Genomic DNA, 20,768 nt, shown 5'->3' on the forward strand with positions numbered 1-20,768 from the left:
ATGACCATCACACACGCCTCTTTCGTCACGCTCCCCGTCGCCGACCAGGACCGCGCGCTGCGCTTCTACACGGAGGTCCTCGGCCTGGAGGTCACCGCCGACCGGGACATGCCCCAGGGCCGCTGGCTCCAGGTGGCACCCGGGGGCGCACAGACCGTCTTCACCCTGGCGGGGCCGGACATGGGACGGGGGTCCGGGGACGGAGCCCGGAAAGGGGTTGCCGCACCCGGCTCCGCGCGGGGGATCATGTTGGTCACGACCGACGTCGACGCGGACTGCGCCCGGCTCACCGCGGCCGGGATCCCCGTACAGGGACCGGACGAACTCCCCTGGGGGCGGATGGCCTCCTTCGCGGACCCCGACGGCAACGGTCTGATGCTGCTGACGGAGAAGGAAGGCTTCTGACCGCTCCATGAACGGGACGGGTACCGCCACCGAGGACCGCGTCTTCGCCGCGCTCGCGAACGCCACGCGCAGGGAAGTGCTGCGGCTGCTGCGCGAGCGCGGACCGCAGCCCGTCCAGATCCTGGCCGACCACTTCGACATGCGCCGCCCGAGCCTGTCGGAACACCTCAAGGTGCTCCGCGAGGCCGGGCTCGTCTCCGAGCAGCGCTCGGGCCGGCAGCGCATCTACCGCCTGGAGGCGGCCCCGCTCGCCGAGGTCCAGGACTGGCTCCATCCGTACGAGCGGTTCTGGCGGGACCGGCTGAAGGGGCTCGGCGATCTGCTCGACCGCATGCCCGACGATGGCCGCCCATGAGCACCGCACCGACCGGCGACGCCGACGACCTCACCACGATCCGCGTCGACCAGTTCTTCCCTCACCCGCCGGCCAAGGTCTGGCAGGCCCTGACCGAGCCCGGACTGCTCGCCGCCTGGCAGATGCCCGGCGCCGAGGGCTTCCGGCTGGAGGTCGGCCACCGGTACCGGATGACCTCGGTCCCGCGTCCCAACTCCCGCTTCTCCGGTGTCGTAGAAGTGCAGGTTCTCGCCTACGACACCGAGCGGATGCTGTCCCTCCGGTGGACGGATGCCGATCCCGCCAATCCCGCGGACTGGACCATCACCTGGACCCTGGAACAGGAAGGGCGCGGTACGCGTCTCTTCCTAGTGCACGAAGGGTTCGACCCGGACGATCCGGTGCAGCTGATGGCGCGGAAGATCATGGGCGGGGGATGGAGGGGGCATGTGCTGCCGTCTCTGGGGCAGACGCTGGACCGGCTTCGGTAAAGCGGACGTCAAAGCTGTAATCACGAGAACACCCCCCGTGCACGTGCATCTGCTCATGCACCTGCAAATGAACGGGGTTATGATCCGGGTCAGTTGACTACAGCATCTATGGCCTCACCAGCCAGTGCACCACCGGGGAGCGATCTGTGGACCGCGACGTTGACGGCGTGTACGGGGGGTACGACGACGTGTACAACGGCATGGCTGCCACGCAGCTGGACGGAGTGGCCTGGCAGAAGAGCAGGCACAGCAACTCGCAGGGCTCCTGCGTGGAGTTCGCTCGGCTGCCGGGCGGCGAGGTGGCCGTACGCAACTCGCGCTTCCCGGACGGTCCCGCGCTCGTCTACACGCGCGCGGAGATCGAGGCCATGCTGCTCGGCGTCAAGGACGGCGAGTTCGACCATCTGGTGGTCGGCTGACGGGACCCACCTGTCTTGACCACCCACCGGCTCCGACCGCCTGTCGGCCTCGACCGCTTGCCGGGCCCTGACGGCTCACCGGCCCCGGCGCGACGACGCACCTGCCATGGCGGGCCGGTCGCGAGGGGCGGTGGGGGCCGGGCGGAGCCCAGGTGGAGGCGTGGATCTCGGCGGGCCCGTACGAACCGGGGGTGTACGCGCGTAGAAACACGGCGTCCTGCGGTGCGATGCCTTGTCAGTCGGCCGGCCGGAGCCGGAACAGCGCCCAGACGACCTTGCCCTCGAGGGAGCCCGCGAGTGGGTGCCAGCCCCAGCTGTCGGCAAAGGAGTCGACCAGGAACAGGCCGCGGCCCGACTCGGCCGAGAAGTCGTCCGAGGCGCGCGGGACGGGGGCCTCGTGGCTGGGGTCGCGCACCGCGCACACCAGTCGCTCGGTCCAGCGCATCAGGTGCAGCCGCACCGAGGACGGGTGCTCGGTGCACCCCGAGCCGGCCGGGCGGGAGTCCCCCCGTTCGAGCGCGGCCGAGAGCGGCGGAGCATGACGCAGGGCGTTGGTGGCGAGTTCGGAGACGACGAGACATATGTCGTCGAAGCGGTCGCCGACGTCCCACTGGTCCAGCGTGTGGCGGGTGAACTGCCGGGCCTCGCGCACGGCTTCGTAACGGGCGGGCAGGGCGCAGGAGGCGGCATCGGACACGGCCGCTGGATCAAGCGGCGGAAGGCCCTGCCGTAACGGCTTGAGCATGGTCGATCCATTCGTTCCCATGCGAGGCACTCCCGGGAATTCGCGGTCGTTGCGATGCAGCGGTGGCGCGGCACCATGCTTTCGGATGCGAAGGGCAGATGCAAGGGCAGATGCACGTGCACGCGACCGAATTGAACCTGCCCGCCCCGCTTCTTGGCCATTTTTTCCGCCAAGTTGAACAGGTTGCTGTCACAGGTCCTGACCTCTTGCTGCCCAAAACGGCTGACCTCTTTCCGTTTCCGTAACCGGGCGAGTACTGCTCGAAGTGTTTTAGTGGCAGACTTCGCCCCCTGAAGACGGTTGGGGAGGCTGGCGAACGTGAGCGCGGGAGAGCCCGGATCGGTGGTGCGGCGCATGCTGCTCGGCTCGCAACTCAGGCGACTGCGTGAAGCGCGGGGGATCACGCGAGAGGCGGCGGGCTACTCGATCCGCGCCTCCGAGTCGAAGATCAGCCGGATGGAGCTGGGCCGGGTGAGCTTCAAGACCAGAGACGTGGAAGACCTGCTGACGCTGTACGGCATCACGGACGAGGCGGAGCGCGAGTCGCTGCTCTCGCTGGCCCGGGAGGCGAACGTCGCGGGCTGGTGGCACAGTTACACCGACGTGCTGCCCAGCTGGTTCCCCACCTATGTGGGCCTGGAGGGCGCGGCCTCCCTGATCCGGGTGTACGAGGTGCAGTTCGTGCACGGCCTGCTGCAGACCGCTGAGTACGCCCGCGCGGTGGTGCGGCGTGGCATGCGCGGCGCGAGCGCGGCCGACGTGGAGCGCCGGGTCGCCCTGCGTCTGGAGCGGCAGAAGCATCTGCTCGACCAGAACGGGCCCGAGTTCCACATCGTCCTCGACGAGGCCGCCCTGCGCCGCCCCTACGGCGACCGCGACGCGATGCGCGGCCAGCTCCAGCATCTGATCGACGTCTCCCAGCGCCCCAACGTACGTCTGCAGATCATGCCGTTCGGCTTCGGCGGGCACTCCGGGGAGAGCGGCGCCTTCACCATCCTCAGCTTCCCCGAGTCCGACCTGTCCGACGTCGTCTACATGGAACAGCTGACCAGCGCGCTCTATCTGGACAAGCGCGAGGACGTCGCCCAGTACGAGCAGGCGCTCAAGGAACTCCAGCAGGACAGCCCCGGCCCGGACGAGAGCCGCGATCTGCTGCGGGGGCTCCTGCAGCTGTCATGACCTCACAACTCCCGGGAAACACAAGTACGATGACGCGTGATCAGACCGTGTAGTCGACCGGGTGTCTGTCTGGCTGCCGCCGAGCAGCGGGGGATCGAGGGAACACATGTCGTCCTGCTTCACCGACCTGGCCCAGCAGTACATCGAGGGCGAGTGGCGCCAGGGGACCGGTTCCTGGGACATCATCGACTTCAACCCGTACGACGGTGAGAAGCTGGCCTCGATCACCATAGCCACCGTCGACGAGGTCGACGACGCCTACAGAGCGGCCGCCCGCGCCCAGCGCGACTGGGGCGGGACCAACCCCTACACCCGCCGCGTGCTCTTCGAGAAGGTCCTGCGCCTCGTCGAGGAGCGTGAGGACGAGATCACCGAGATGATCATCGCGGAGCTGGGCGGCACGCGGATGAAGGCCCGGTTCGAGATGCACCTCGCCAAGGAGTTCCTGCGCGAGGCGGCGCAGCTGGCGTTGCGCTGCGAGGGCCGCTTCCTGCCCTCGCCGATCGACGGCAAGGAGAACCGCCTCTACCGGCTCCCGGTGGGCGTGGTCGGCGTCATCAGCCCCTTCAACTTCCCCTTCCTGCTGTCGATCAAGCCGGTCGCCGCCGCCCTCGCCCTGGGCAACGCCGTGGTCCTCAAGCCCCACCAGGACACCCCGATCACCGGCGGCACGCTGATCGCCAAGCTCTTCGAGGACGCGGGCCTGGCGCCCGGTCTGCTCAACGTCCTGCTGACGGACATAGCCGAGATAGGCGACGCGTTCATCGAGCACCCGGTCCCGAAGGTCATCTCCTTCACCGGTTCCGACAAGGTCGGCCGGCACATCGCGACCGTGTGCGCGGCGCAGCTCAAGCGCTCGGTGCTGGAACTGGGCGGCAACAGCGCGCTGGTGGTCCTGGACGACGCCGACATCGACTACGCGGTCGACGCGGCCGTCTTCAGCCGCTACGTCGACCAGGGGCAGGTCTGCATGGCGGCCAACCGGGTCCTGGTGGACCGGTCGGTGACCGAGGAGTTCACCAAGAAGTTCGTCGCCAAGGTCAGGACGCTGAAGACGGGTGACCCGAGGGACCCGCAGACGGTGATCGGGCCGGTCATCAACTCCCTTCAGGCGAACGCCATCTCGGCCGCGATCGACCAGGCGGTCGCCGAGGGTGCCACCGTGCTCGTCCGGGGCGGGGCGAACGACAACCTGGTGGAGCCCTCCGTCCTCACCGACGTGCCCTCCGGCTCCTCCCTCCTGCGCAAGGAGATCTTCGGTCCGGTCGCCCTGCTCGTGCCGTTCGACGGCGAGGAGGACGCGGTCCGCATCGTCAACGACTCCCCCTACGGCCTCAGCGGCGCCGTGCACACCGCGGACATCGAGCGCGGCGTGGCCTTCGCCAAGCGGATCGACACGGGAATGTTCCACGTGAACGACGGGACCATCCACGACGAGCCGCTGGTGCCGTTCGGCGGCGAGAAGAACTCGGGGATCGGCCGGCTCAACGGCGAGACCACCCTGGACGCCTTCACCACGCTGAAGTGGATCTCGGTCCAGCACCGGCGCAGCGAGTTCCCGTTCTGAGCCGCCCGCCCTTGCGGACAGAAGCTGACCGCAAGGGTCCGTAGCGTCATCGGTGTCGGGGCAAGAGCCCCGAACACTGCGACGAAAGGCGGCCGTCATGGTCACGCACGTGCGGGCAGAGGCGCAGGGCGACGAGCGAGGGGCGCTGCTGACCTTCCTGGAGGAGCAGCGCGGAGGCATCCGCAGGGCGCTTCTGGGGCTGACCGAGGAGCAGGCGCGCTCCTGCCCGAGCGCCAGTGAGCTCTCTCTCGGCGGCCTGCTCAAGCACGTCGCCGAGGTCGAGCAGGGCTGGGTGGCCCGGGCCAGGCAGGAGCCGCCGGCGGTCCACCGCGACGAGTCGAACTGGCACGAGTGTTTCCGGCTGGCCGGCGACGAGACGGTGGCCGCGCAGCTCGCGTACTGGGAGCAGGTGGCCGCAGAGACGGAGAAGTTCATCCGCTCGGCGCCCAGCCTGGACGAGACCTTCCCGCTGCCGAACGACCCCTGGTTCCCGCCCGATGCCCGCGTCTCCCTGCGCTGGCTGTGCCTGCACCTGATCCGTGAGACGGCCCGGCACGCGGGGCACGCGGACATCATCCGCGAGTCGCTGGACGGGAAGACGGCGTTCGAGCTGGTGGCCCTGGAGCAGGCCGGCTAGGGCCCGGCCATAACCTGGACCGCATGTCAGCGATCCGTCTTCTCGTGCTGGGCGCGGTCCGTCAGCACGGGCGGGCCCACGGCTACCAGGTGCGCAACGACCTGGAGTACTGGGGCGCGCACGAGTGGTCCAACGCCAAGCCGGGCTCCATCTACCACGCCCTGAAACAGATGGAGAAACAGGGGCTGCTGCACGCCCACGAGGTCGCGCCGTCCACCGCCGGGGGCCCGCCGCGCACCGAGTACGAGATCACGGACCGGGGCAACGAGGAGTTCTTCCGGCTGCTGCGCGAGTCCCTGGTCGCCTACGACCAGAAGACGGACATCCAGTCGGCGGCCATCGGCTTCCTGGTCGAGCTGGAGCGGGCCGAGGCGCTGGATCTGCTCGGGGAGCGGATCCGGCGGATCGGGCAGTGGCGGGCCGCCGTCACGGAGCACTACATCCCCGAGGGCGGCCCCGGACAGCTCGGCCACATCGGCGAGATCATGAACCTCTGGGTCCACACGGCCGACTCCGACGAGGCCTGGACCCGGGGGCTGATCGCCCGCCTGGAGGCGGGCGCCTACACGTTCGCCGGTGAGGGAGAGCCCTTCGTCGGCGTCCTGCGGGAAGGTCAGGAGAACCCGTACGCGACGGGGGAGCGGCATCCGGGGGACGAGCGCTGACGCGGCGGAGACCCCTAGCTAATCAAGTTTGACCAACGAGGCGCGCGGCGTTACTTTCGTGTAGTAGTCAAGCTTGACTAGCGAGGGAGGGGCACGTGGCCGACACGGCGATCACCGTCGAGGACGCACGCAAGAACTACGGCGGGAAACACGCCCTGGACGGGCTCGACCTGGAGGTCGCCCGGGGCACCGTGCACGCGGTGCTCGGGCCCAACGGGGCGGGCAAGACCACCCTGGTCCGGATCCTGTCCACCCTGCTCAGGCCGGACGGCGGCCGCGTCGAGGTCGCCGGGCACGACGTGCTCACCGCGGCCCGCGCGGTCCGCAGGCGCATCGGGCTGCTGGGCCAGTACGCGGCCCTGGACGAGCAGTTGGACGGCCGGCAGAACCTGGAGATGTTCGCCCGCCTCCACCACCTCGGCGCCCGCCACGCGCGCGCGTGCGCCACCGAACTGCTTCGGCGCTTCGACCTAGCCGGCACCGGCCGCACCCCGGTGGCCCGCTACAGCGGCGGCATGCGCCGCCGCCTCGACCTCGCCGTCTGCCTGCTCACCGGCCCCGAGGTGCTGTTCCTGGACGAGCCGACGACCGGTCTCGACCCGCGCGGCCGCGCCGAGGTGTGGGCCGCCGTCCGCTCCCTGGCCGACGGCGGCACCACCGTCCTGCTCACCACCCAGTACCTGGAGGAGGCCGACCAGCTCGCCCACCGCATCGCGTTCGTGGACCACGGCCGGGTCGTCGCCGACGGCACCCCCGACGAGCTGAAGACGCTCACCGGGGGCGACCGCATCGACGTCGTCCTGCGCGAGGCGGGCCGGCTCGCCGAGGCCGCCGCCCTGCTGCCCGTCACCGGCGTCTCGGTGGACACCGACCGCCGGCTGCTCAGCGCCCCGGTCACCGACCGCATGAGCGCCCTCTCCGGGGTCGTACGCGCCCTGGAGGACGCCGGTATCGAGGCGGCCGACATCGCCCTGCGCCGGCCCACGCTGGACGAGGTCTTCCTGCACCTCACCGGCGGCCGCGACCGCGTGAAGGAGGCCGCGTGATGCGGTACGTGCTGACCGACTCCTGGACCATGACCCGGCGCGAACTCGCCCACTGGGCACGGCAGCCCGGGCAACTGCTGGTCGCCCTGCTCTTCCCGGTGATGCTGCTGCTGATGTTCGGCTACCTGATCGGCGGCGGCCGGGGCGTCAGCGGCGCGTACCTCGACTACCTGGTCCCCGGCATGCTCGCGCTCACCATGGCCTTCGGCCTGGAGGGCACGATGCTCCACGTCACCCAGGACCTCACCAAGGGCGTCATCGACCGCTTCCGCTCCCTGCCCATGGCGGACGGAGCCGTCCTGGTGGGCCGTTCGGCGGCCGACATGATCCAGTCGGCCGCCGGGCTCGCGCTGATGGCGGCCACGGCCCTCGCGCTGGGCTGGCGGGTGCACGGCGGCCCCGGCGCCCTGCTGGGCGCGGCAGGACTGCTCCTCCTGCTCCGCTTCGCGATGCTGTGGGTCGGCATCCATCTCGCCCTGGTCGCCGGCCGCCCCGAGATGGTCCAGGCCGTGCAGATCCTCGTCTGGCCGGTCGGCTTCCTGTCCAACGCCATCGCCGCACCGCACGCCATGCCCGACTGGCTCGGCACGGCCGTCCGGTGGAACCCGCTGTCCCGGACGGCGACGGCCGTACGGGACCTGCTCGGCGGCCAGGGCGTCGAGCAGGGACACGTGTGGGCGGCCGTGGCCTGGCCGCTGGGCCTGCTGGCCGTGTTCCTCCCGCTCGCCGTGGGGAAGTTCGCGCGGCTGGGACGCTAGAACCCGTCCGCGGAGCGGAGTCAGTGGTGGAAGCTGGTGGCCGCGCTCTTGTCCCGGGTCAGGGGGTGCGGCTGCCGGCGCAGCTCCGGCACCAGGCGGTTCAGGTCGTCCACGAACAGGTCGGCGAGGTCGTGGGAGAAGCCGTTGCGGCACACGATCCGGATCACGGAGAGGTCCTCCCGGTTGGGCGGGAAGGTGTACGCGGGCACCAGCCAGCCGCCCTCGCGCAGCCGCCGGGACACGTCGAAGACGTCGTACGACGTCACGCCCGGAGCGGTGGTGAAGGCGAACACCGGCAGTTCCTCGCCGTGTGTGAGCAGCCGGAAGTCGTCCAGCGCCTCGATCCGGCCGGCGACGTAGCGCGCCACGTCCCGTGTCGACTGCTGCACCGCCCGGTAGCCCTCGCGGCCCAGCCGCAGGAACGTGTAGTACTGCCCGACCACCTGGGCGCCGGGGCGGGAGAAGTTGAGCGCGAAGGTCGGCATGTCGCCGCCCAGGTAGTTCACCCGGAAGACCAGCTCCTCGGGCAGCGCCTCCTTGTCCCGCCACAGGGCCCAGCCGACGCCCGGGTAGACCAGGCCGTACTTGTGGCCCGAGGTGTTGATCGAGGCCACGCGCGGGAGGCGGAAGTCCCACACCAGGTCCTCGTCCAGGAACGGCGCCACCATGGCCCCGGACGCACCGTCCACGTGCACCGGGACGTCCAGACCGGTGCGTTCCTGGAGAGCGTCCAGGGCCGCGCACAGGTCCGCGATCGGCTCGTAGGACCCGTCGAAGGTGGAGCCGAGGACGCCGACGGCCCCGATGGTGTTCTCGTCGCACAGCTCGGCCGCCGCCTGCGGGTCGAGGTGGTACCGGTCGCCCTCCATGGGGACCAGGCGGGCCTCCACCTCCCAGAAGTTGCAGAACTTCTCCCAGCAGACCTGCACGTTGACGCCCATGACCAGGTTCGGGCGGGCGCCCGGGTAGCGGTCGGCGTTGCGGTTGGCCCAGCGGCGCTTGAGCGCCATCCCGGCGAGCATGCACGCCTCGCTGGACCCCGTCGTCGAACAGCCCACGGCGGCCGACGGGTCCGGCGCGTTCCACAGGTCGGCGAGCATCGCCACACAGCGCCGTTCCAGTTCGGCCGTGCGCGGGTACTCGTCCTTGTCGATCATGTTCTTGTCCCGGCACTCCGCCATCAGCAGGTCGGCCTGCGGCTCCATCCAGGTGGTGACGAAGGTCGCCAGGTTCAGGCGGGAGTTGCCGTCCAGCATCAGCTCGTCGTGCACGATCTGCGCCGCCGTGGTGGGCGGCAGGGGCGCGTCGGGGAGCCGGTGCTTGGGCGGGGCCTCGGCCATTTCGACGACCGGATTGGCCTCCCCGAAGAACGGGTTGACCGACATCGGCCGCTCATCGTGCTTCTCGGGACCTTTGTGCAGGGCCATGTACGTGCCTCCAGACAGGGAAGTGAGTCAGCGGATCTGTGTGCCGTCCGCCCGCATCTGCATCTGTGGCCGCCCCGTCACCAGCAGCCAGGCCGGCAGCGAGGCGATGCAGAGCAGGGCGAGGATCACGGGTGAGGCGACCAGGACCGCCGCGGTGAACAGGCTCACCCAGCCCTGCCGGGTGATGGCCAGGAGCATGCCCAGCACGCCCGCCGCCACCCCCACGGCGGGCGGGACACCGGGCACCAGGGCGTGGGCGCACAGACCGAGGGCGGTGCCGACGAAGACGCCGGGAAAGATCCGGCCGCCACGGAAACCGCAGGTCGCGGCGACGGTCAGGGCCGCCAGCTTCACCACCGTCATCGTGGCGAACTGGCCCGCCGACCAGCCCTCGGGGTCGCGCGCCAACTCCCCGATCTGGTCCAGCCCCTTGAAGAGCGTCAGCGGGCCGCCCAGCGCCCCCAGCGCCCCCAGAACGGCTCCGCCCACCGGGAGCATCAGCATCGGGTGCCGCAACCGCTGGAAGGCACGGTGGAGGTGGGGGAAGACGTACACCGCGCCCATGCCGAGCACCGCGCCGGCCGACGCGATGACGATCGCCGCCAGTACGTCGCCCGCGTCCGGCCGGCCGATCGGGGGCAGATGGAGGTCGAACGTCGCATGGTGGACCAGGTCGGTCGTCAGGGCGCCCGCCGCGGCGGCGGCCAGCGGGGCGAAGAGGTTGTCCCACAGCAGCCCCCTGATCCGCTGCCCGGCCAGCGCCTCCGAGATGACCAGGGCGGCGGCCACCGGGGTCCCGAACAGCGCGCCGAGCGTCCCCGCCTCCGCCAGCGCCATCCACAGCGAGCCGGGCAGCCCGGGCAGGAACCGGCGGCCCAGCCACACCGCCAGCCCGACGTTGACGGCGATGACCGGGTTCTCGGGGCCGAGGCTCGGGCCGCCGGCGAGCATCAGGGCCGCCGCCAGCAGCAGGCCGGGCAGCACGACGGGCGGCAGCGCGGGCGCGTTCAGCCCCATGGTGGCCGGGTCGGGCCCCGCGTGCCCCGGCACCTTCCACACCACCAGACCGACCGCGATGCCGGTCGCGATGAGCATGACGAAGATCCACAGCACCGAGTAGCGGCCGATCCCCAGGGCGTCGGGCAGGTTCTTCCACAGCACGCCCTGGAGCTTCTCCGCCCCGACGCTCACCCCCACGAAGAGCAGGCTGGACACCACGCCCACGGCGAGAGCGGGCAGGATCAACGGCAGCAGGGCGCGTGCGGGAGCCGCGGGAGCGGTGGTGGGCGCCTGCCGCGCGGAGTCCTGGGCCACGGGCTCACCTTAAGCGGATGAAACGGGCAGAACATCCGGAGTGGGGCAGCAGGGGCGCCCCCGGGAAACGGGCTTGCACCTCACGTGGCGTGAGGCCTCAGCGTGGAGTGCGTACCGACGACAAGGAGCGGAAAAGTGAGCTACTCCGTGGGACAGGTCGCGGGGTTCGCCGGCGTGACGGTGCGCACCCTGCACCACTACGACGGGATCGGCCTGCTCGTGCCCAGCGAGCGCACCCACGCCGGCCACCGGCGCTACGGCGACGCCGACCTCGACCGGCTCCAGCAGATCCTGTTCTACCGGGAGCTCGGCTTTCCGCTCGACGAGGTCCAGGCCCTGCTCGACGACCCGGACGCGGACCCGCGCGTGCACCTGCGCCGCCAGCACGAACTGCTGACCGCCCGGATCGAGAAGCTGCAGAAGATGGCCGCGGCCGTGGAGCACGCCATGGAGGCACGCACGATGGGCATCAACCTCACCCCCGAGGAGCGGTTCGAGGTCTTCGGGGACAAGGACCCCGAGAAGTACGCCGAGGAGGCCGAGCAGCGCTGGGGCGGCACCGAGGCCTACGCCGAGTCACAGCGCCGCGCCGCCCGCTACACCAAGGAGGACTGGAAGCGCCTGCAGGCCGAGGTCGACGACTGGACCGGGCGCTACGTCGCCCTGATGACCGCCGGCGAGCAGCCGTCCGGCGAGGCCGCCATGGACCTGGCCGAGGAGCACCGCCTGCACATCGGCAAGTGGTACTACGAGTGCCCGCACCCCATGCACCGCTGCCTGGGCGCGATGTACGTCGCCGACGAGCGCTTCAAGGCGTTCTACGACTCCATGCGCCCCGGGCTCGCCGATCACCTGAGCGAGGCGATCGCCGCGAACGCCGACCGGCACACCGCGTGACCCCTGGCCCGGGAGGCCTACTCCCGGGCCAGGACCACCGCGGTGCCGTACGCGCACACCTCCGTGCCCGTGTCCGCGGCCTCCGTCACATCGAACCGGAACGCCAGCACCGCGTTGGCCCCACGCGCGCGTGCCTGCTCCACCAGCCGCTCCATGGCCTGGTTGCGGGTCTGCACGAGCGTCTTGGTGAGCCCCTTCAGCTCGCCGCCGATCATCGACTTCAGCCCGGCGCCGATCTGGCTGCCCAGGTGCCGGGACCGCACGGTGAGGCCGAACACCTCACCGATCACCTCCTGCACCCGGTGACCGGGCACCTCGTTCGTCGTCACGACCAGCACGTCCGGCTGGGGCCCCTGGCCGCCGCCGTAGTCATCGAGTCCCATGGCTCACAGCTTTGCCGCGGTTGCCCCACAGTGCATCCTGGAGTCACCGGTGGAACCTGGGGCGGTCACGTCGCGTTGATAGCTTTGTGCGACCGCACAAGGACGCCGTAGCCGCCTTCATCCCTCAGGAGCCCGGACCCGTGATGACACTCGCCCTCGGCCCGAGCTGGCTGGATCCCAACCATCTGCTCCACACCTACAGCATCTGGGGCCTGCTGCTCATCGTCTTCGCGGAGTCCGGCCTGCTCATCGGCTTCTTCCTGCCGGGCGACTCGCTCCTGTTCACCTGCGGTCTGCTGATCACTTCGCACCAGCTCGACTTCCCGCTGTGGGGCGCGATCGCCCTGATCTGCCTCGCCGCGGTCCTCGGCGACCAGGCGGGCTACATGTTCGGCAAGAAGGTCGGACCGTCCCTGTTCAACCGCCCGGACTCGCGCCTGTTCAAGCAGGAGAACGTGACCAAGGCGCACGAGTTCTTCGAGAAGTACGGCCCGAAGTCCCTGGTCCTGGCCCGCTTCGTGCCCATCGTGCGCACGTTCACGCCGATCATCGCGGGCGTCAGCGGCATGAAGTACCGCTCGTTCCTGGTCTTCAACGTCATCGGCGGCGTCCTGTGGGGCGCGGGCGTCACCCTGCTCGGCTCCTGGCTCGGCGACATCGGCTTCGTCAAGAACAACATCGAGGCGATCCTCATCCTGATCGTCCTCGTGTCCGTGGTCCCGATCGCGATCGAGTTCCTCCGCGCGCGCAGCAAGAACAAGAAGGCGCAGCCCGCCCGCCCCGAGCCGCAGCCCGCCCCCCGGCAGCAGGCCCTGCACCAGCACCGGCCGCCCATGGACGACGCGACGACCCGACTGCGCCGCATCGAGCCGGACCAGCCCCACGAGCAGCCTTACGAGCAGTCTTACGGGCAGCCGTACCAGCAGGAGCACCAGCAGGAGTACCAGCAGCACCAGCAGGAGTACCAGCAGCACCAGCAGGAGTACCAGCAGCACCAGCCGCAGCACCAGCAGGAGCACCAGCAGCACCAGCACCAGCCGCAGCACCCTCAGCACCAGCAACATCAGCACCAGGCGCAGCAGGACCAGCAGTACTGGGACCAGGGCTACGACCACCAGAACTACGGCAACCAGTACTACGACCAGCAGCAATACCCGCAGCAGCAGTACGACCAGTACGGTCGGCCGTACGACTCCCGCAACCACTGAGGGGGCGCGGGGAACTGCGCGACAAGCCACGACGCACCCGCAGACACCGACGAGCCGGACCCCTTGACTCCTGGGTGCTCAGAACCCCCGGGTCCGCTTCGCGGCCCTGCGCTTGCCGGCGGAACCGACCCGCAGGGTCAGCCTGGAGATCTCCGATCCCAGGTTGACTCCGATGGCGATCGCCATCGCCAGCGAAGCCGCCTTCGCCAGGGACACCAGCCCCTTGTCCACCTCGTTCTGAGCCATGGACAACAGCCCGAAGTACGTCGCCGACCCGGGCAGCAGCGGCCCGATCGCAGCCGTCGTGTAGGGCAGCGCGGACGCGAACCGGTACCGCGACAGCAACTGCCCGAACAGCCCCACCAGCCCCGCCGCCGCGGCCGTGGAAGCGACCGGTGAAATGCCGCCCACATAGTGCATCGCGCCGTACACGCACCACGCGACACCCCCGTTGAGCGTCACCGCCAGCACGGTGGATCGTTCCTGCTGGAGGAGCACGGCGAACGTCAGCGACAGCAGCATGGACGCGGTGATCTGGATCAGCGGCCGCTCGGAGACGATCAGCGCCGCGTCCGGGTTCAGCTGCCCGCCCACCTTCACGCCGAAGTACAGGACGACCAGCACGCCGATGACGATGCCGACGAAGAAGTACATGACCTCCAGCAGGCGTGCGGCGGCGGTGATGTAGAAGCCCGTCAGCCCGTCCTGCACCCCCGCCACCAGCGCCCGCCCCGGCAGCAGCGCGAAGAGCCCACCGGTGACGACCGCGGACGCCGCGACGTCGATGTGGGACAGCGAGAACGCCACACCGATCGCCGCGGGCGGCATCGCGGCCACCGTGAACTGGTAGAACTCCGGCAGCCCGCGCCCCGCGCACAGCCACGCCAGCCGGTCACCGAGCATCGCGCCCAGCGCCGCCGCGACGAACACGATCAGGTCGCCGCCGACCAGCATGGAGGCCGCTCCCGCGAGCAGTCCGCTGGCCAGGGTCAGCGCCCAGCCGGGGTAGGGGTGCCGGTTGCGGCGGATCTCGGCCAGGCGCCGGTAGGCCTCCTCCAGGGAGACATGTGTCTCCGGGTCGGTCAGGTCGTCCACCAGATGGAAGACGGCCGCGAGCCGGGTGTAGTCCGTGCCCCGCCGCCGTACGGTCCGCGAGGACGTCACGGGGTCGTCCACCAGCGACGGCTGGTGGGAGATCGACAGCAGCGTGAAGGTGACGTTCGGCTCGCAGCGGTCCAGGCCGTAGGACCGGCACACCGCGAACATCGCGGCCTCCACGTCCTCCGCGCCCTCGCCGCCCGCCAGCAGCAGCTCCCCGATACGCAGGGTCAGGTCGAGCACGCGCGGGACGGCGGGCCCGCCCTCCTCGGCCCGCTGCACCAGCTCGGGCGCCGGACGCTCGGCCACCGGCATGCGCAGCATCGTGCGCATCCGGTCCTGCCAGGGTGCGTCCTTGACCAGGCTGACCGCCGGCATGCCGGTGGCCGGGGTGAACGCCGTCGGGGCATCGTTGGCGCTGTAGGTGCGCGGCAGGCTGAACGCCGATCCCTCCGGCTCGGCACTCGGCGGCTCCGGCGACTGCAGGCCCTTCGGAACGGTGAACTCGGACGTGGTCTCCGGCTCACCGCCGCCCCCCTCGGCGACCTCGATGCCCTCCGGAACGGCGAACTCGGACGTGATCTCCGGGTCGTACCGCGCCTCGTCGGACCGGGGCTTGCGGTCCTCCGCCTCCGTCACTCGACCTGTCTCCCTGAACGACACCTTCCGTAAGCCTCAGTATGCGCACCCGTACCGGACTCGATGCGCGCGCGTAGGCAAACGGGCCGCACGCGTGCGCGTGCGGCCCGTTTCCACGGCAGGGGGATCAGTGACCGCCCTGCTCCTTGAAGCGCTTGTAGGACCGCTCGATCTCCACTTCCGCCTCCACGCGGCCCACCCAGTTGGCACCCTCGACCGACTTGCCGGGCTCCAGGTCCTTGTACACCTCGAAGAAGTGCTGGATCTCCAGGCGGTCGAACTCCGACACGTGGTGGATGTCGCGCAGGTGCTCCACGCGCGGGTCGGTGGCCGGGACGCACAGCAGCTTGTCGTCGCCGCCCGCCTCGTCCGTCATCCGGAACATGCCGATCGCGCGGCACTTGATCAGGCAACCCGGGAAGGTCGGCTCGTCCAGGATGACCAGCGCGTCCAGCGGGTCGCCGTCCTCGCCGAGGGTGTTCTCGACGAAGCCGTAGTCGGTCGGGTAGGCGGTCGAGGTGAAGAGGCGACGGTCCAGGCGGATCCGACCGGTCTCGTGGTCCACCTCGTACTTGTTGCGCGAACCCTTCGGGATCTCGATCGTGACGTCGAACTCCACCGGTGGCTCCTCCATGATCAGCACATAGTTCTGGTGATTAAGTGTCCCTCACGCAGGTGTGTGATCGCGAAAGGGGCTGGTGGTCGTGCCAGAGCTGAGGCCTTGGCGAGCCGCGGGACCGCAGGTGGAGCGGATCGCGAAGGCCGTGCGACCGCGTCTGGCAGGCGCCGCCACGGCCGCAGGACCGCGGGTCGCGCGGCTGACGCGGGCGGTCGGGCCCGGACTCGTCCGGATCGCGCACCTTCCCCGTCCGCGGACCGTCAGGACCTGGCAGTACACCGCGGGCGCCGCCACCGCCGGTCTGGCACTGGCCGCCGGTGTGGTGACCGCCTCCGGTCCCTGGGACGCCAACGGTCAGCGTACGGCCGAGCGGGACCGGGCAGCCGCCCAGGAGCGGTCAGGTGGCGCAGATCACGGTACGCCGGGCGGCTCCGCCGCAGCGCCTCTGCCCGCACCGAGCGCCGCGCCCGTCCTGGCGGGCCTGGACTCCTCCGCGGGCACCGTCAGCACCAAGAAGGCCCCGCCGGGCGGAAAGGCCCTCACAGGTGTCCTCGGGCCGCTCCTGGGCGTCCCCGAGCTCGGCGGCAGCCGCGCGGCCGTCGTCGTCGACGTCGCCACCGGCAAGCGGATCTACAGCACCGACGCCACGAAGGCCCTCGCCCCCGCCTCCACCACCAAGATCGCCACCGCCGTCGCCGCGCTGTCCGCCCTCGGCCCCGACCACCGCTTCACCACCCGCACCGCCCTCGAACCCGACACCCGGGAACTGGTCCTGGTCGGCGGCGGCGACCCCACCCTCACCGCCCACGCGGTCACGGACGGCTGGGCCGGACTGCGCACCCTGGCCACCGGCACGGCCGCCGCGCTCAACAAGCGCGGCATCCGCCAGATCACGCTCTCCTACGACACCACGCTCTACTCCGGCCCCGCACTGCACCCCATCGGCGTCAACGAGAATCTCGCCCCGGTCAGCGCCCTCAGCGTCGACGAGGGCCGTACCGACAACTCCTCCAGAGGACCGGCGCCCCGCGTGTCCGACCCGGCGGCGGACGCGGCCGGCAAGTTCGCCGGATTCCTGCGGGCCGCCGGCATCCGGACGACCCCTCCCGGCCCCTCCAAGGCCACCGGCCGCGCCACGACCCTCGCCACCGTCACCTCGCCCCCGCTGTCCGACGTCGTCGAGCGGATGCTGACCAACAGCGACAACGACATCGCCGAGGCCCTCGCACGCCAGACCGCCCTGGCGAGCGGCAGGCCCGCCGACTTCGGGGGCGGCGCCAGGGCCGTCGCCGCACAGCTCGGGAAACTCGGCCTGCCGATGTCCGGCGCCGCCTTCCACGACGGCAGCGGCCTCAGCCGCGACGACCGGCTCACCGCGGACCTGCTGACCGCGCTGCTGGTCAAGGCCGGCGACCCGGCAGGCCCCGGCCTGCGCCCGGTCCTCACCGGCCTGCCCGTCGGGGGCTTCACGGGCACCCTGGCCGGCCGTTACACCGACGGCGCGGGAGGGTTCGTGCGGGCGAAGACCGGCACACTGACGGGCGTGAACACCCTGGCCGGCACGGTCGTCGACCGGGACGGCCGCCTTCTGGTCTTCGCCTTCCTCGCCTCCGGGACGACGAACCCCCTCCAGGCCCAGGCGGCCCTGGACAAGGCGGCGACGGCGCTGGCGGGCTGCGGCTGCCGGTAGGGCGAGCGCCTCCCGAGGGGCCAAGCCGCTTCGTGCCCCGCACGGCGCCACGGCCTGCCCCAGGAGGGAGCGCTCACGTACGGTTGACACATGACGAGCTTCGGTGGCACCGCATCTTCCGGGATGGTCGACTGGAACCTCGCGGTGGCAACCGCGACCCGGCTCGTACGGCCGGGCCCCGACGTCAGCCGCGACGAGGCCAGAACCGTCGTCGCGGAGCTGCGCCGGCACGCGAAGGCCTCGGAGGAGCACGTCCGGGGCTTCACTCGTATGGGGACCGAGGACGCCCACGACACCCCCGTCCTCGTCGTCGACCGCCCCGGCTGGGTCCGGGCGAACGTCGCAGGCTTCCGGGAGATCCTCAAGCCCCTCCTGGACAAGATGCAGGAACGACGCGGCAGCAGCCCGTCGGGCGCCGTCCTCGGCGCCGTCGGCGGCAAGGTCACCGGCGTCGAACTCGGCATGCTGCTGTCCTTCCTCTCCTCCCGCGTCCTCGGCCAGTACGAGACCTTCGCCCCCGCCGCCCGTGACCTCCCGGCCGGCGGTCCCCCCGGTTCGCCCAACGGCGGCGGCCGACTCCTGCTCGTCGCGCCCAACATCGTCCACGTGGAGCGCGAACTCGACGTCCAGCCGCACGACTTCAGGCTCTGGGTGTGCCTGCACGAGGAGACCCACCGCACGCAGTTCACCGCCGTGCCCTGGCTCCGCGCCCACCTGGAGGGTGAAATCCAGTCTTTCTTGGCGGAGACCGACGTCGACCCCATGACGGTGCTGGAGCGCGTCCGCGAAGCCGCCCAGTCGCTCGCCGGGGGCCGCCCCGAGGGCGAGGAGGACGACGGCGGACGCTCCTTCGTGGACCTCGTCCAGACCCCTGTCCAGCGCGAGATCCTCGGCCGTCTGACCGCGGTCATGTCCCTGCTGGAGGGCCACGCCGACTTCGTCATGGACGGAGTCGGCCCCGACGTCGTGCCGAGCGTCGCCGAGATCCGCGAAAAGTTCCAGCAGCGCCGTGCCAAGGGCGCCTCCCGGCTCGACCTCGCCCTGCGCAAACTGCTCGGCCTGGACGCCAAACTCAGGCAGTACCGGGACGGTGAACGCTTCGTGCGCTCCGTAGTCGAGGAGGTCGGCATGGACGGCTTCAACCGGGTGTGGACCTCCCCCAACACCCTGCCCACCAAGGCGGAGATCGCCAAACCGGCGGACTGGGTCGCACGGGTGCACCGCAGGCCCGAGGCGTGAACCCCGTGGGGAAGTCGTGAAACGAATCCGGCCGACGGCAGGCGAACGCCCCTCCAATCACCCGTCCGAGGGACCGTGAGCCATGGGTAGGCGTGCAATGCTCGGGGAACGGCCCGCTTCTGTCACCATCTACACACTCTGAGTGACCGACCTCGGGCTCACCCCCCGAAAACTTCATGAAGGGAACCGGACATGGGTCCCCATCCTGCGGTCGCGGCGATACGCCTGGCGGTCCGCCGCGTCCTCCACGACATCCTCACCGACCACAGCCGCCACCCCGAGGCGGTGACGGCAGCGGCAGCGAGAGCAGCCGTGACAGCCGCCGGACCGGCCTGCGAACCCCGCCTGCGCGAGCGCCCGCCGTCCCCCCTCGTGCTCGTCGCGTGTTCCGGCGGCGCCGACTCCATGGCCCTGGCCTCCGCCCTCGCCTTCGAGGCCCCCAAGCTCGGCATCCGCGCCGGCGGCATCACCGTGGACCACGGCCTCCAGCCCGGCTCCGACCTCCGGGCCGACGAGGTGGCCCTCAGGCTGCGCGAACTCGGCCTCCACCCGGTCGAGTCCATCGCCGTGACCGTCGGCCGCGACGGCGGCCCCGAGGCCGCCGCCCGGGACGCCCGCTACGCCGCCCTCGACGCCGCCGCCGAACGCCACGGCGCCACCGCGGTCCTGCTCGGGCACACCCGCGACGACCAGGCCGAAACCGTCCTGCTGGGCCTCGCCCGCGGCTCCGGCATCCGCTCCCTGTCCGGCATGGCCGCGGTCTCGGGGGCCGGCGGCCGTTACCGGCGCCCCTTCCTGCACCTCGACCGGCAGACCGCGCGCAAGGCCTGCATGGTCCAGGCCCTGCCCGTCTGGGACGACCCGCACAACGCCGATCCCGCCTACACCCGCTCGCGGCTGAGGCACGAGGGACTGCCCGCCCTCGAAAAGGCCCTCGGCAAAGGGGTCGTGGAGGCCCTCGCCCGCACCGCCCAGCTCTCCCGCGACGACGCCGACGCCCTCGACACCTGGGCCAGTCAGGCCGAGGCCTCCGTACGCGACGCCGCGGGCCTGCTGGAGTGCGCCAAGCTCTACGCCCTCCCGCCCGCCGTACGCCGCCGCATCCTGCGCCGCGCGGCGATCGAGGCCGGTGCTCCCGCCGGTTCCCTCTTCGCCCGGCACATCGAGGAAGTCGACCGGCTGATCACCGGTTGGCGCGGCCAGGGAGCCATCAATCTCCCCGGCAAAGTCGTCGCACAGCGGCAGGGTGGCAGACTGGTGATTCGGCAAGGCTGAATCCCGCCCTCCCGGAGCGACCCTCCGACGGGGCCGGGCAGCCGGTCGCCGTCAGTGCGGCCGTAAGTGCGGGACGACCGAAAGTGATGCGGGTGGACGCGAAAGACATGGGTGCCGACCTCCAGCAGGTGCTCATCACCAAGGAAGAGATCGACGCGAAGCTGGCCGAGCTGGCCGCGAAGATCGACGCGGAGTACGCGGGCAAGGACCTGCTCATCGTCGGCGTCCTCAAGGGTGCCGTGATGGTCATGGCGGACCTCGCCCGGGCGCTGTCCACCCCCCTCACCATGGACTGGATGGCCGTGTCCTCCTACGGCGCGGGCACCCAGTCCTCCGGGGTCGTGCGCATCCTCAAGGACCTCGACACCGACATCAAGGGCAGGCACGTCCTGATCGTCGAGGACATCATCGACTCGGGCCTCACCCTGTCCTGGCTGATCAACAACCTCGGCTCCCGTGAGCCCGCGTCGCTGAAGGTGTGCACGCTGCTGCGCAAGCCGGACGCCGCCAAGGTCGCCATCGACGTGGAGTGGGTCGGCTTCGACATCCCGAACGAGTTCGTCGTCGGCTACGGCCTCGACTACGCCGAGAAGTACCGCAACCTGCCGTTCGTCGGTACGCTCGCGCCTCACGTCTACGGCGGCTGACAGGGCGGCTGGGCCAACCGGGCCAGCTCTCGTAAGACGATCGGGAACCCCAGCGGGTTGCGCGCCGTTGGAGCATGCAGAGACGG

General features: G+C 70.8%; 22 protein-coding genes. 16 read left to right on the forward strand and 6 right to left on the reverse strand.

Annotated elements, in window-relative coordinates:
* The 4 genes from ACFZCP_RS32655 to ACFZCP_RS32670 all read left to right on the forward strand — a co-directional run bounded on the left by ACFZCP_RS32655 (position 1) and on the right by ACFZCP_RS32670 (position 1,649).
* A complete protein-coding gene (locus ACFZCP_RS32655) occupies positions 1-405 on the forward strand; it encodes a VOC family protein (RefSeq protein ID WP_391434320.1) in 405 nt (134 codons plus the stop codon).
* A 7-nt stretch (positions 406-412) separates the two neighbouring features.
* On the forward strand, positions 413-760 hold the full coding sequence (locus tag ACFZCP_RS32660) for a metalloregulator ArsR/SmtB family transcription factor (RefSeq protein ID WP_391434323.1): 348 nt from the start codon (positions 413-415) through the stop codon (positions 758-760).
* Complete coding sequence (locus ACFZCP_RS32665) at positions 757-1,230, forward strand: SRPBCC domain-containing protein (protein WP_391434326.1); 474 nt, start codon at positions 757-759, stop codon at positions 1,228-1,230. The genes ACFZCP_RS32660 and ACFZCP_RS32665 overlap by 4 nt, the downstream gene beginning before the upstream one ends.
* Before the next feature lie 146 nt (positions 1,231-1,376).
* Positions 1,377-1,649 (forward strand): DUF397 domain-containing protein, encoded by a 273-nt coding sequence (locus tag ACFZCP_RS32670; protein WP_391434329.1) that lies wholly within the window; start codon positions 1,377-1,379, stop codon positions 1,647-1,649.
* A gap of 235 nt (positions 1,650-1,884) precedes the next feature.
* Here ACFZCP_RS32670 and ACFZCP_RS32675 read toward each other — a convergent pair whose 3' ends face one another.
* Positions 1,885-2,394, reverse strand: a complete 510-nt coding sequence (locus tag ACFZCP_RS32675; protein ID WP_391434333.1) for an ATP-binding protein — start codon at positions 2,392-2,394, stop codon at positions 1,885-1,887.
* A gap of 354 nt (positions 2,395-2,748) precedes the next feature.
* Here ACFZCP_RS32675 and ACFZCP_RS32680 point away from each other — a divergent pair, with 354 nt between their 5' ends.
* The 6 genes from ACFZCP_RS32680 to ACFZCP_RS32705 all read left to right on the forward strand — a co-directional run bounded on the left by ACFZCP_RS32680 (position 2,749) and on the right by ACFZCP_RS32705 (position 8,246).
* Positions 2,749-3,573, forward strand: coding sequence for a Scr1 family TA system antitoxin-like transcriptional regulator (locus ACFZCP_RS32680; RefSeq protein ID WP_391434552.1), 825 nt, complete (start codon positions 2,749-2,751; stop codon positions 3,571-3,573).
* 106 nt (positions 3,574-3,679) lie between these two features.
* A complete protein-coding gene (locus ACFZCP_RS32685; protein WP_362692717.1) occupies positions 3,680-5,140 on the forward strand; it encodes an aldehyde dehydrogenase family protein in 1,461 nt (486 codons plus the stop codon).
* Positions 5,141-5,237: 97 nt separating this feature from the next.
* Positions 5,238-5,777 (forward strand): DinB family protein, encoded by a 540-nt coding sequence (locus ACFZCP_RS32690; RefSeq protein WP_362692714.1) that lies wholly within the window; start codon positions 5,238-5,240, stop codon positions 5,775-5,777.
* A gap of 23 nt (positions 5,778-5,800) precedes the next feature.
* Entirely contained in the window at positions 5,801-6,442 is a 642-nt protein-coding gene (locus ACFZCP_RS32695; RefSeq protein WP_391434338.1) for a helix-turn-helix transcriptional regulator, read from the forward strand.
* Positions 6,443-6,537: 95 nt separating this feature from the next.
* Positions 6,538-7,488, forward strand: coding sequence for an ATP-binding cassette domain-containing protein (locus ACFZCP_RS32700; RefSeq protein WP_391434341.1), 951 nt, complete (start codon positions 6,538-6,540; stop codon positions 7,486-7,488).
* Positions 7,488-8,246: an ABC transporter permease gene (locus ACFZCP_RS32705; RefSeq protein ID WP_391434345.1), complete on the forward strand. Its 759-nt coding sequence runs from the start codon at positions 7,488-7,490 to the stop codon at positions 8,244-8,246. The genes ACFZCP_RS32700 and ACFZCP_RS32705 overlap by 1 nt, the downstream gene beginning before the upstream one ends.
* Before the next feature lie 20 nt (positions 8,247-8,266).
* Here the strand turns inward: ACFZCP_RS32705 and ACFZCP_RS32710 are convergent, their stop codons facing one another.
* Positions 8,267-9,673: a glutamate decarboxylase gene (locus ACFZCP_RS32710; RefSeq protein ID WP_391434348.1), complete on the reverse strand. Its 1,407-nt coding sequence runs from the start codon at positions 9,671-9,673 to the stop codon at positions 8,267-8,269.
* Between the two features lie 27 nt (positions 9,674-9,700).
* Positions 9,701-10,987 carry an ion channel protein gene (locus ACFZCP_RS32715; protein WP_391434351.1) on the reverse strand — a complete coding sequence of 429 codons (1,287 nt, stop codon included), beginning with the start codon at positions 10,985-10,987 and terminating at the stop codon, positions 9,701-9,703.
* Positions 10,988-11,122: 135 nt separating this feature from the next.
* Here ACFZCP_RS32715 and ACFZCP_RS32720 point away from each other — a divergent pair, with 135 nt between their 5' ends.
* Complete coding sequence (locus tag ACFZCP_RS32720) at positions 11,123-11,884, forward strand: TipAS antibiotic-recognition domain-containing protein (protein ID WP_391434353.1); 762 nt, start codon at positions 11,123-11,125, stop codon at positions 11,882-11,884.
* A 17-nt stretch (positions 11,885-11,901) separates the two neighbouring features.
* Here the strand turns inward: ACFZCP_RS32720 and ACFZCP_RS32725 are convergent, their stop codons facing one another.
* Positions 11,902-12,267, reverse strand: a complete 366-nt coding sequence (locus ACFZCP_RS32725) for a heavy metal-binding domain-containing protein (RefSeq protein ID WP_391434356.1) — start codon at positions 12,265-12,267, stop codon at positions 11,902-11,904.
* A 140-nt stretch (positions 12,268-12,407) separates the two neighbouring features.
* Between ACFZCP_RS32725 and ACFZCP_RS32730 the strand changes: the two genes are divergently transcribed.
* Positions 12,408-13,475 carry a VTT domain-containing protein gene (locus ACFZCP_RS32730; protein WP_391434359.1) on the forward strand — a complete coding sequence of 356 codons (1,068 nt, stop codon included), beginning with the start codon at positions 12,408-12,410 and terminating at the stop codon, positions 13,473-13,475.
* A gap of 78 nt (positions 13,476-13,553) precedes the next feature.
* Here the strand turns inward: ACFZCP_RS32730 and ACFZCP_RS32735 are convergent, their stop codons facing one another.
* Both ACFZCP_RS32735 and ACFZCP_RS32740 read right to left on the reverse strand, forming a co-directional pair.
* A complete protein-coding gene (locus ACFZCP_RS32735) occupies positions 13,554-15,212 on the reverse strand; it encodes a threonine/serine exporter family protein (RefSeq protein WP_391434364.1) in 1,659 nt (552 codons plus the stop codon).
* A gap of 127 nt (positions 15,213-15,339) precedes the next feature.
* Complete coding sequence (locus tag ACFZCP_RS32740; RefSeq protein WP_362692685.1) at positions 15,340-15,831, reverse strand: inorganic diphosphatase; 492 nt, start codon at positions 15,829-15,831, stop codon at positions 15,340-15,342.
* A gap of 79 nt (positions 15,832-15,910) precedes the next feature.
* Here ACFZCP_RS32740 and dacB point away from each other — a divergent pair, with 79 nt between their 5' ends.
* The 4 genes from dacB (at position 15,911) to hpt (ending at position 20,682) form a co-directional block, all read left to right on the forward strand.
* The gene (gene dacB / locus ACFZCP_RS32745; RefSeq protein WP_391434367.1) at positions 15,911-17,521 is read left to right on the forward strand and encodes a D-alanyl-D-alanine carboxypeptidase/D-alanyl-D-alanine-endopeptidase; all 1,611 of its coding nucleotides are present in this window, start codon (positions 15,911-15,913) and stop codon (positions 17,519-17,521) included.
* A 90-nt stretch (positions 17,522-17,611) separates the two neighbouring features.
* Positions 17,612-18,760: a zinc-dependent metalloprotease gene (locus tag ACFZCP_RS32750; RefSeq protein ID WP_391434370.1), complete on the forward strand. Its 1,149-nt coding sequence runs from the start codon at positions 17,612-17,614 to the stop codon at positions 18,758-18,760.
* Between the two features lie 192 nt (positions 18,761-18,952).
* A complete protein-coding gene (tilS, locus tag ACFZCP_RS32755) occupies positions 18,953-20,035 on the forward strand; it encodes a tRNA lysidine(34) synthetase TilS (protein WP_391434374.1) in 1,083 nt (360 codons plus the stop codon).
* A gap of 86 nt (positions 20,036-20,121) precedes the next feature.
* A complete protein-coding gene (gene hpt, locus ACFZCP_RS32760; RefSeq protein ID WP_184975300.1) occupies positions 20,122-20,682 on the forward strand; it encodes a hypoxanthine phosphoribosyltransferase in 561 nt (186 codons plus the stop codon).
* Positions 20,683-20,768 lie beyond the last annotated feature (86 nt).

It is taken from the genome of Streptomyces sp. NPDC007971, from assembly GCF_042958635.1.
In the GTDB taxonomy this organism is placed as follows: Bacteria; Actinomycetota; Actinomycetes; order Streptomycetales; family Streptomycetaceae; genus Streptomyces.

Bases quoted from the DNA above. Each gene is read 5' to 3' on its own strand.
- ACFZCP_RS32655 (WP_391434320.1), top strand. From the start codon at position 1: ATGACCATCACACACGCCTCTTTCGTCACGCTCCCCGTCGCCGACCAG.
- ACFZCP_RS32660 (WP_391434323.1), top strand. From the start codon at position 413: ATGAACGGGACGGGTACCGCCACCGAGGACCGCGTCTTCGCCGCGCTC.
- ACFZCP_RS32665 (WP_391434326.1), top strand. From the start codon at position 757: ATGAGCACCGCACCGACCGGCGACGCCGACGACCTCACCACGATCCGC.
- ACFZCP_RS32675 (WP_391434333.1), bottom strand. From the start codon at position 2,394: ATGCTCAAGCCGTTACGGCAGGGCCTTCCGCCGCTTGATCCAGCGGCC.
- ACFZCP_RS32680 (WP_391434552.1), top strand. From the start codon at position 2,749: ATGCTGCTCGGCTCGCAACTCAGGCGACTGCGTGAAGCGCGGGGGATC.
- ACFZCP_RS32685 (WP_362692717.1), top strand. From the start codon at position 3,680: ATGTCGTCCTGCTTCACCGACCTGGCCCAGCAGTACATCGAGGGCGAG.
- ACFZCP_RS32690 (WP_362692714.1), top strand. From the start codon at position 5,238: ATGGTCACGCACGTGCGGGCAGAGGCGCAGGGCGACGAGCGAGGGGCG.
- ACFZCP_RS32695 (WP_391434338.1), top strand. From the start codon at position 5,801: ATGTCAGCGATCCGTCTTCTCGTGCTGGGCGCGGTCCGTCAGCACGGG.
- ACFZCP_RS32705 (WP_391434345.1), top strand. From the start codon at position 7,488: ATGCGGTACGTGCTGACCGACTCCTGGACCATGACCCGGCGCGAACTC.
- ACFZCP_RS32710 (WP_391434348.1), bottom strand. From the start codon at position 9,673: ATGGCCCTGCACAAAGGTCCCGAGAAGCACGATGAGCGGCCGATGTCG.
- ACFZCP_RS32725 (WP_391434356.1), bottom strand. From the start codon at position 12,267: ATGGGACTCGATGACTACGGCGGCGGCCAGGGGCCCCAGCCGGACGTG.
- ACFZCP_RS32750 (WP_391434370.1), top strand. From the start codon at position 17,612: ATGACGAGCTTCGGTGGCACCGCATCTTCCGGGATGGTCGACTGGAAC.
- tilS (WP_391434374.1), top strand. From the start codon at position 18,953: ATGGGTCCCCATCCTGCGGTCGCGGCGATACGCCTGGCGGTCCGCCGC.
- hpt (WP_184975300.1), top strand. From the start codon at position 20,122: ATGCGGGTGGACGCGAAAGACATGGGTGCCGACCTCCAGCAGGTGCTC.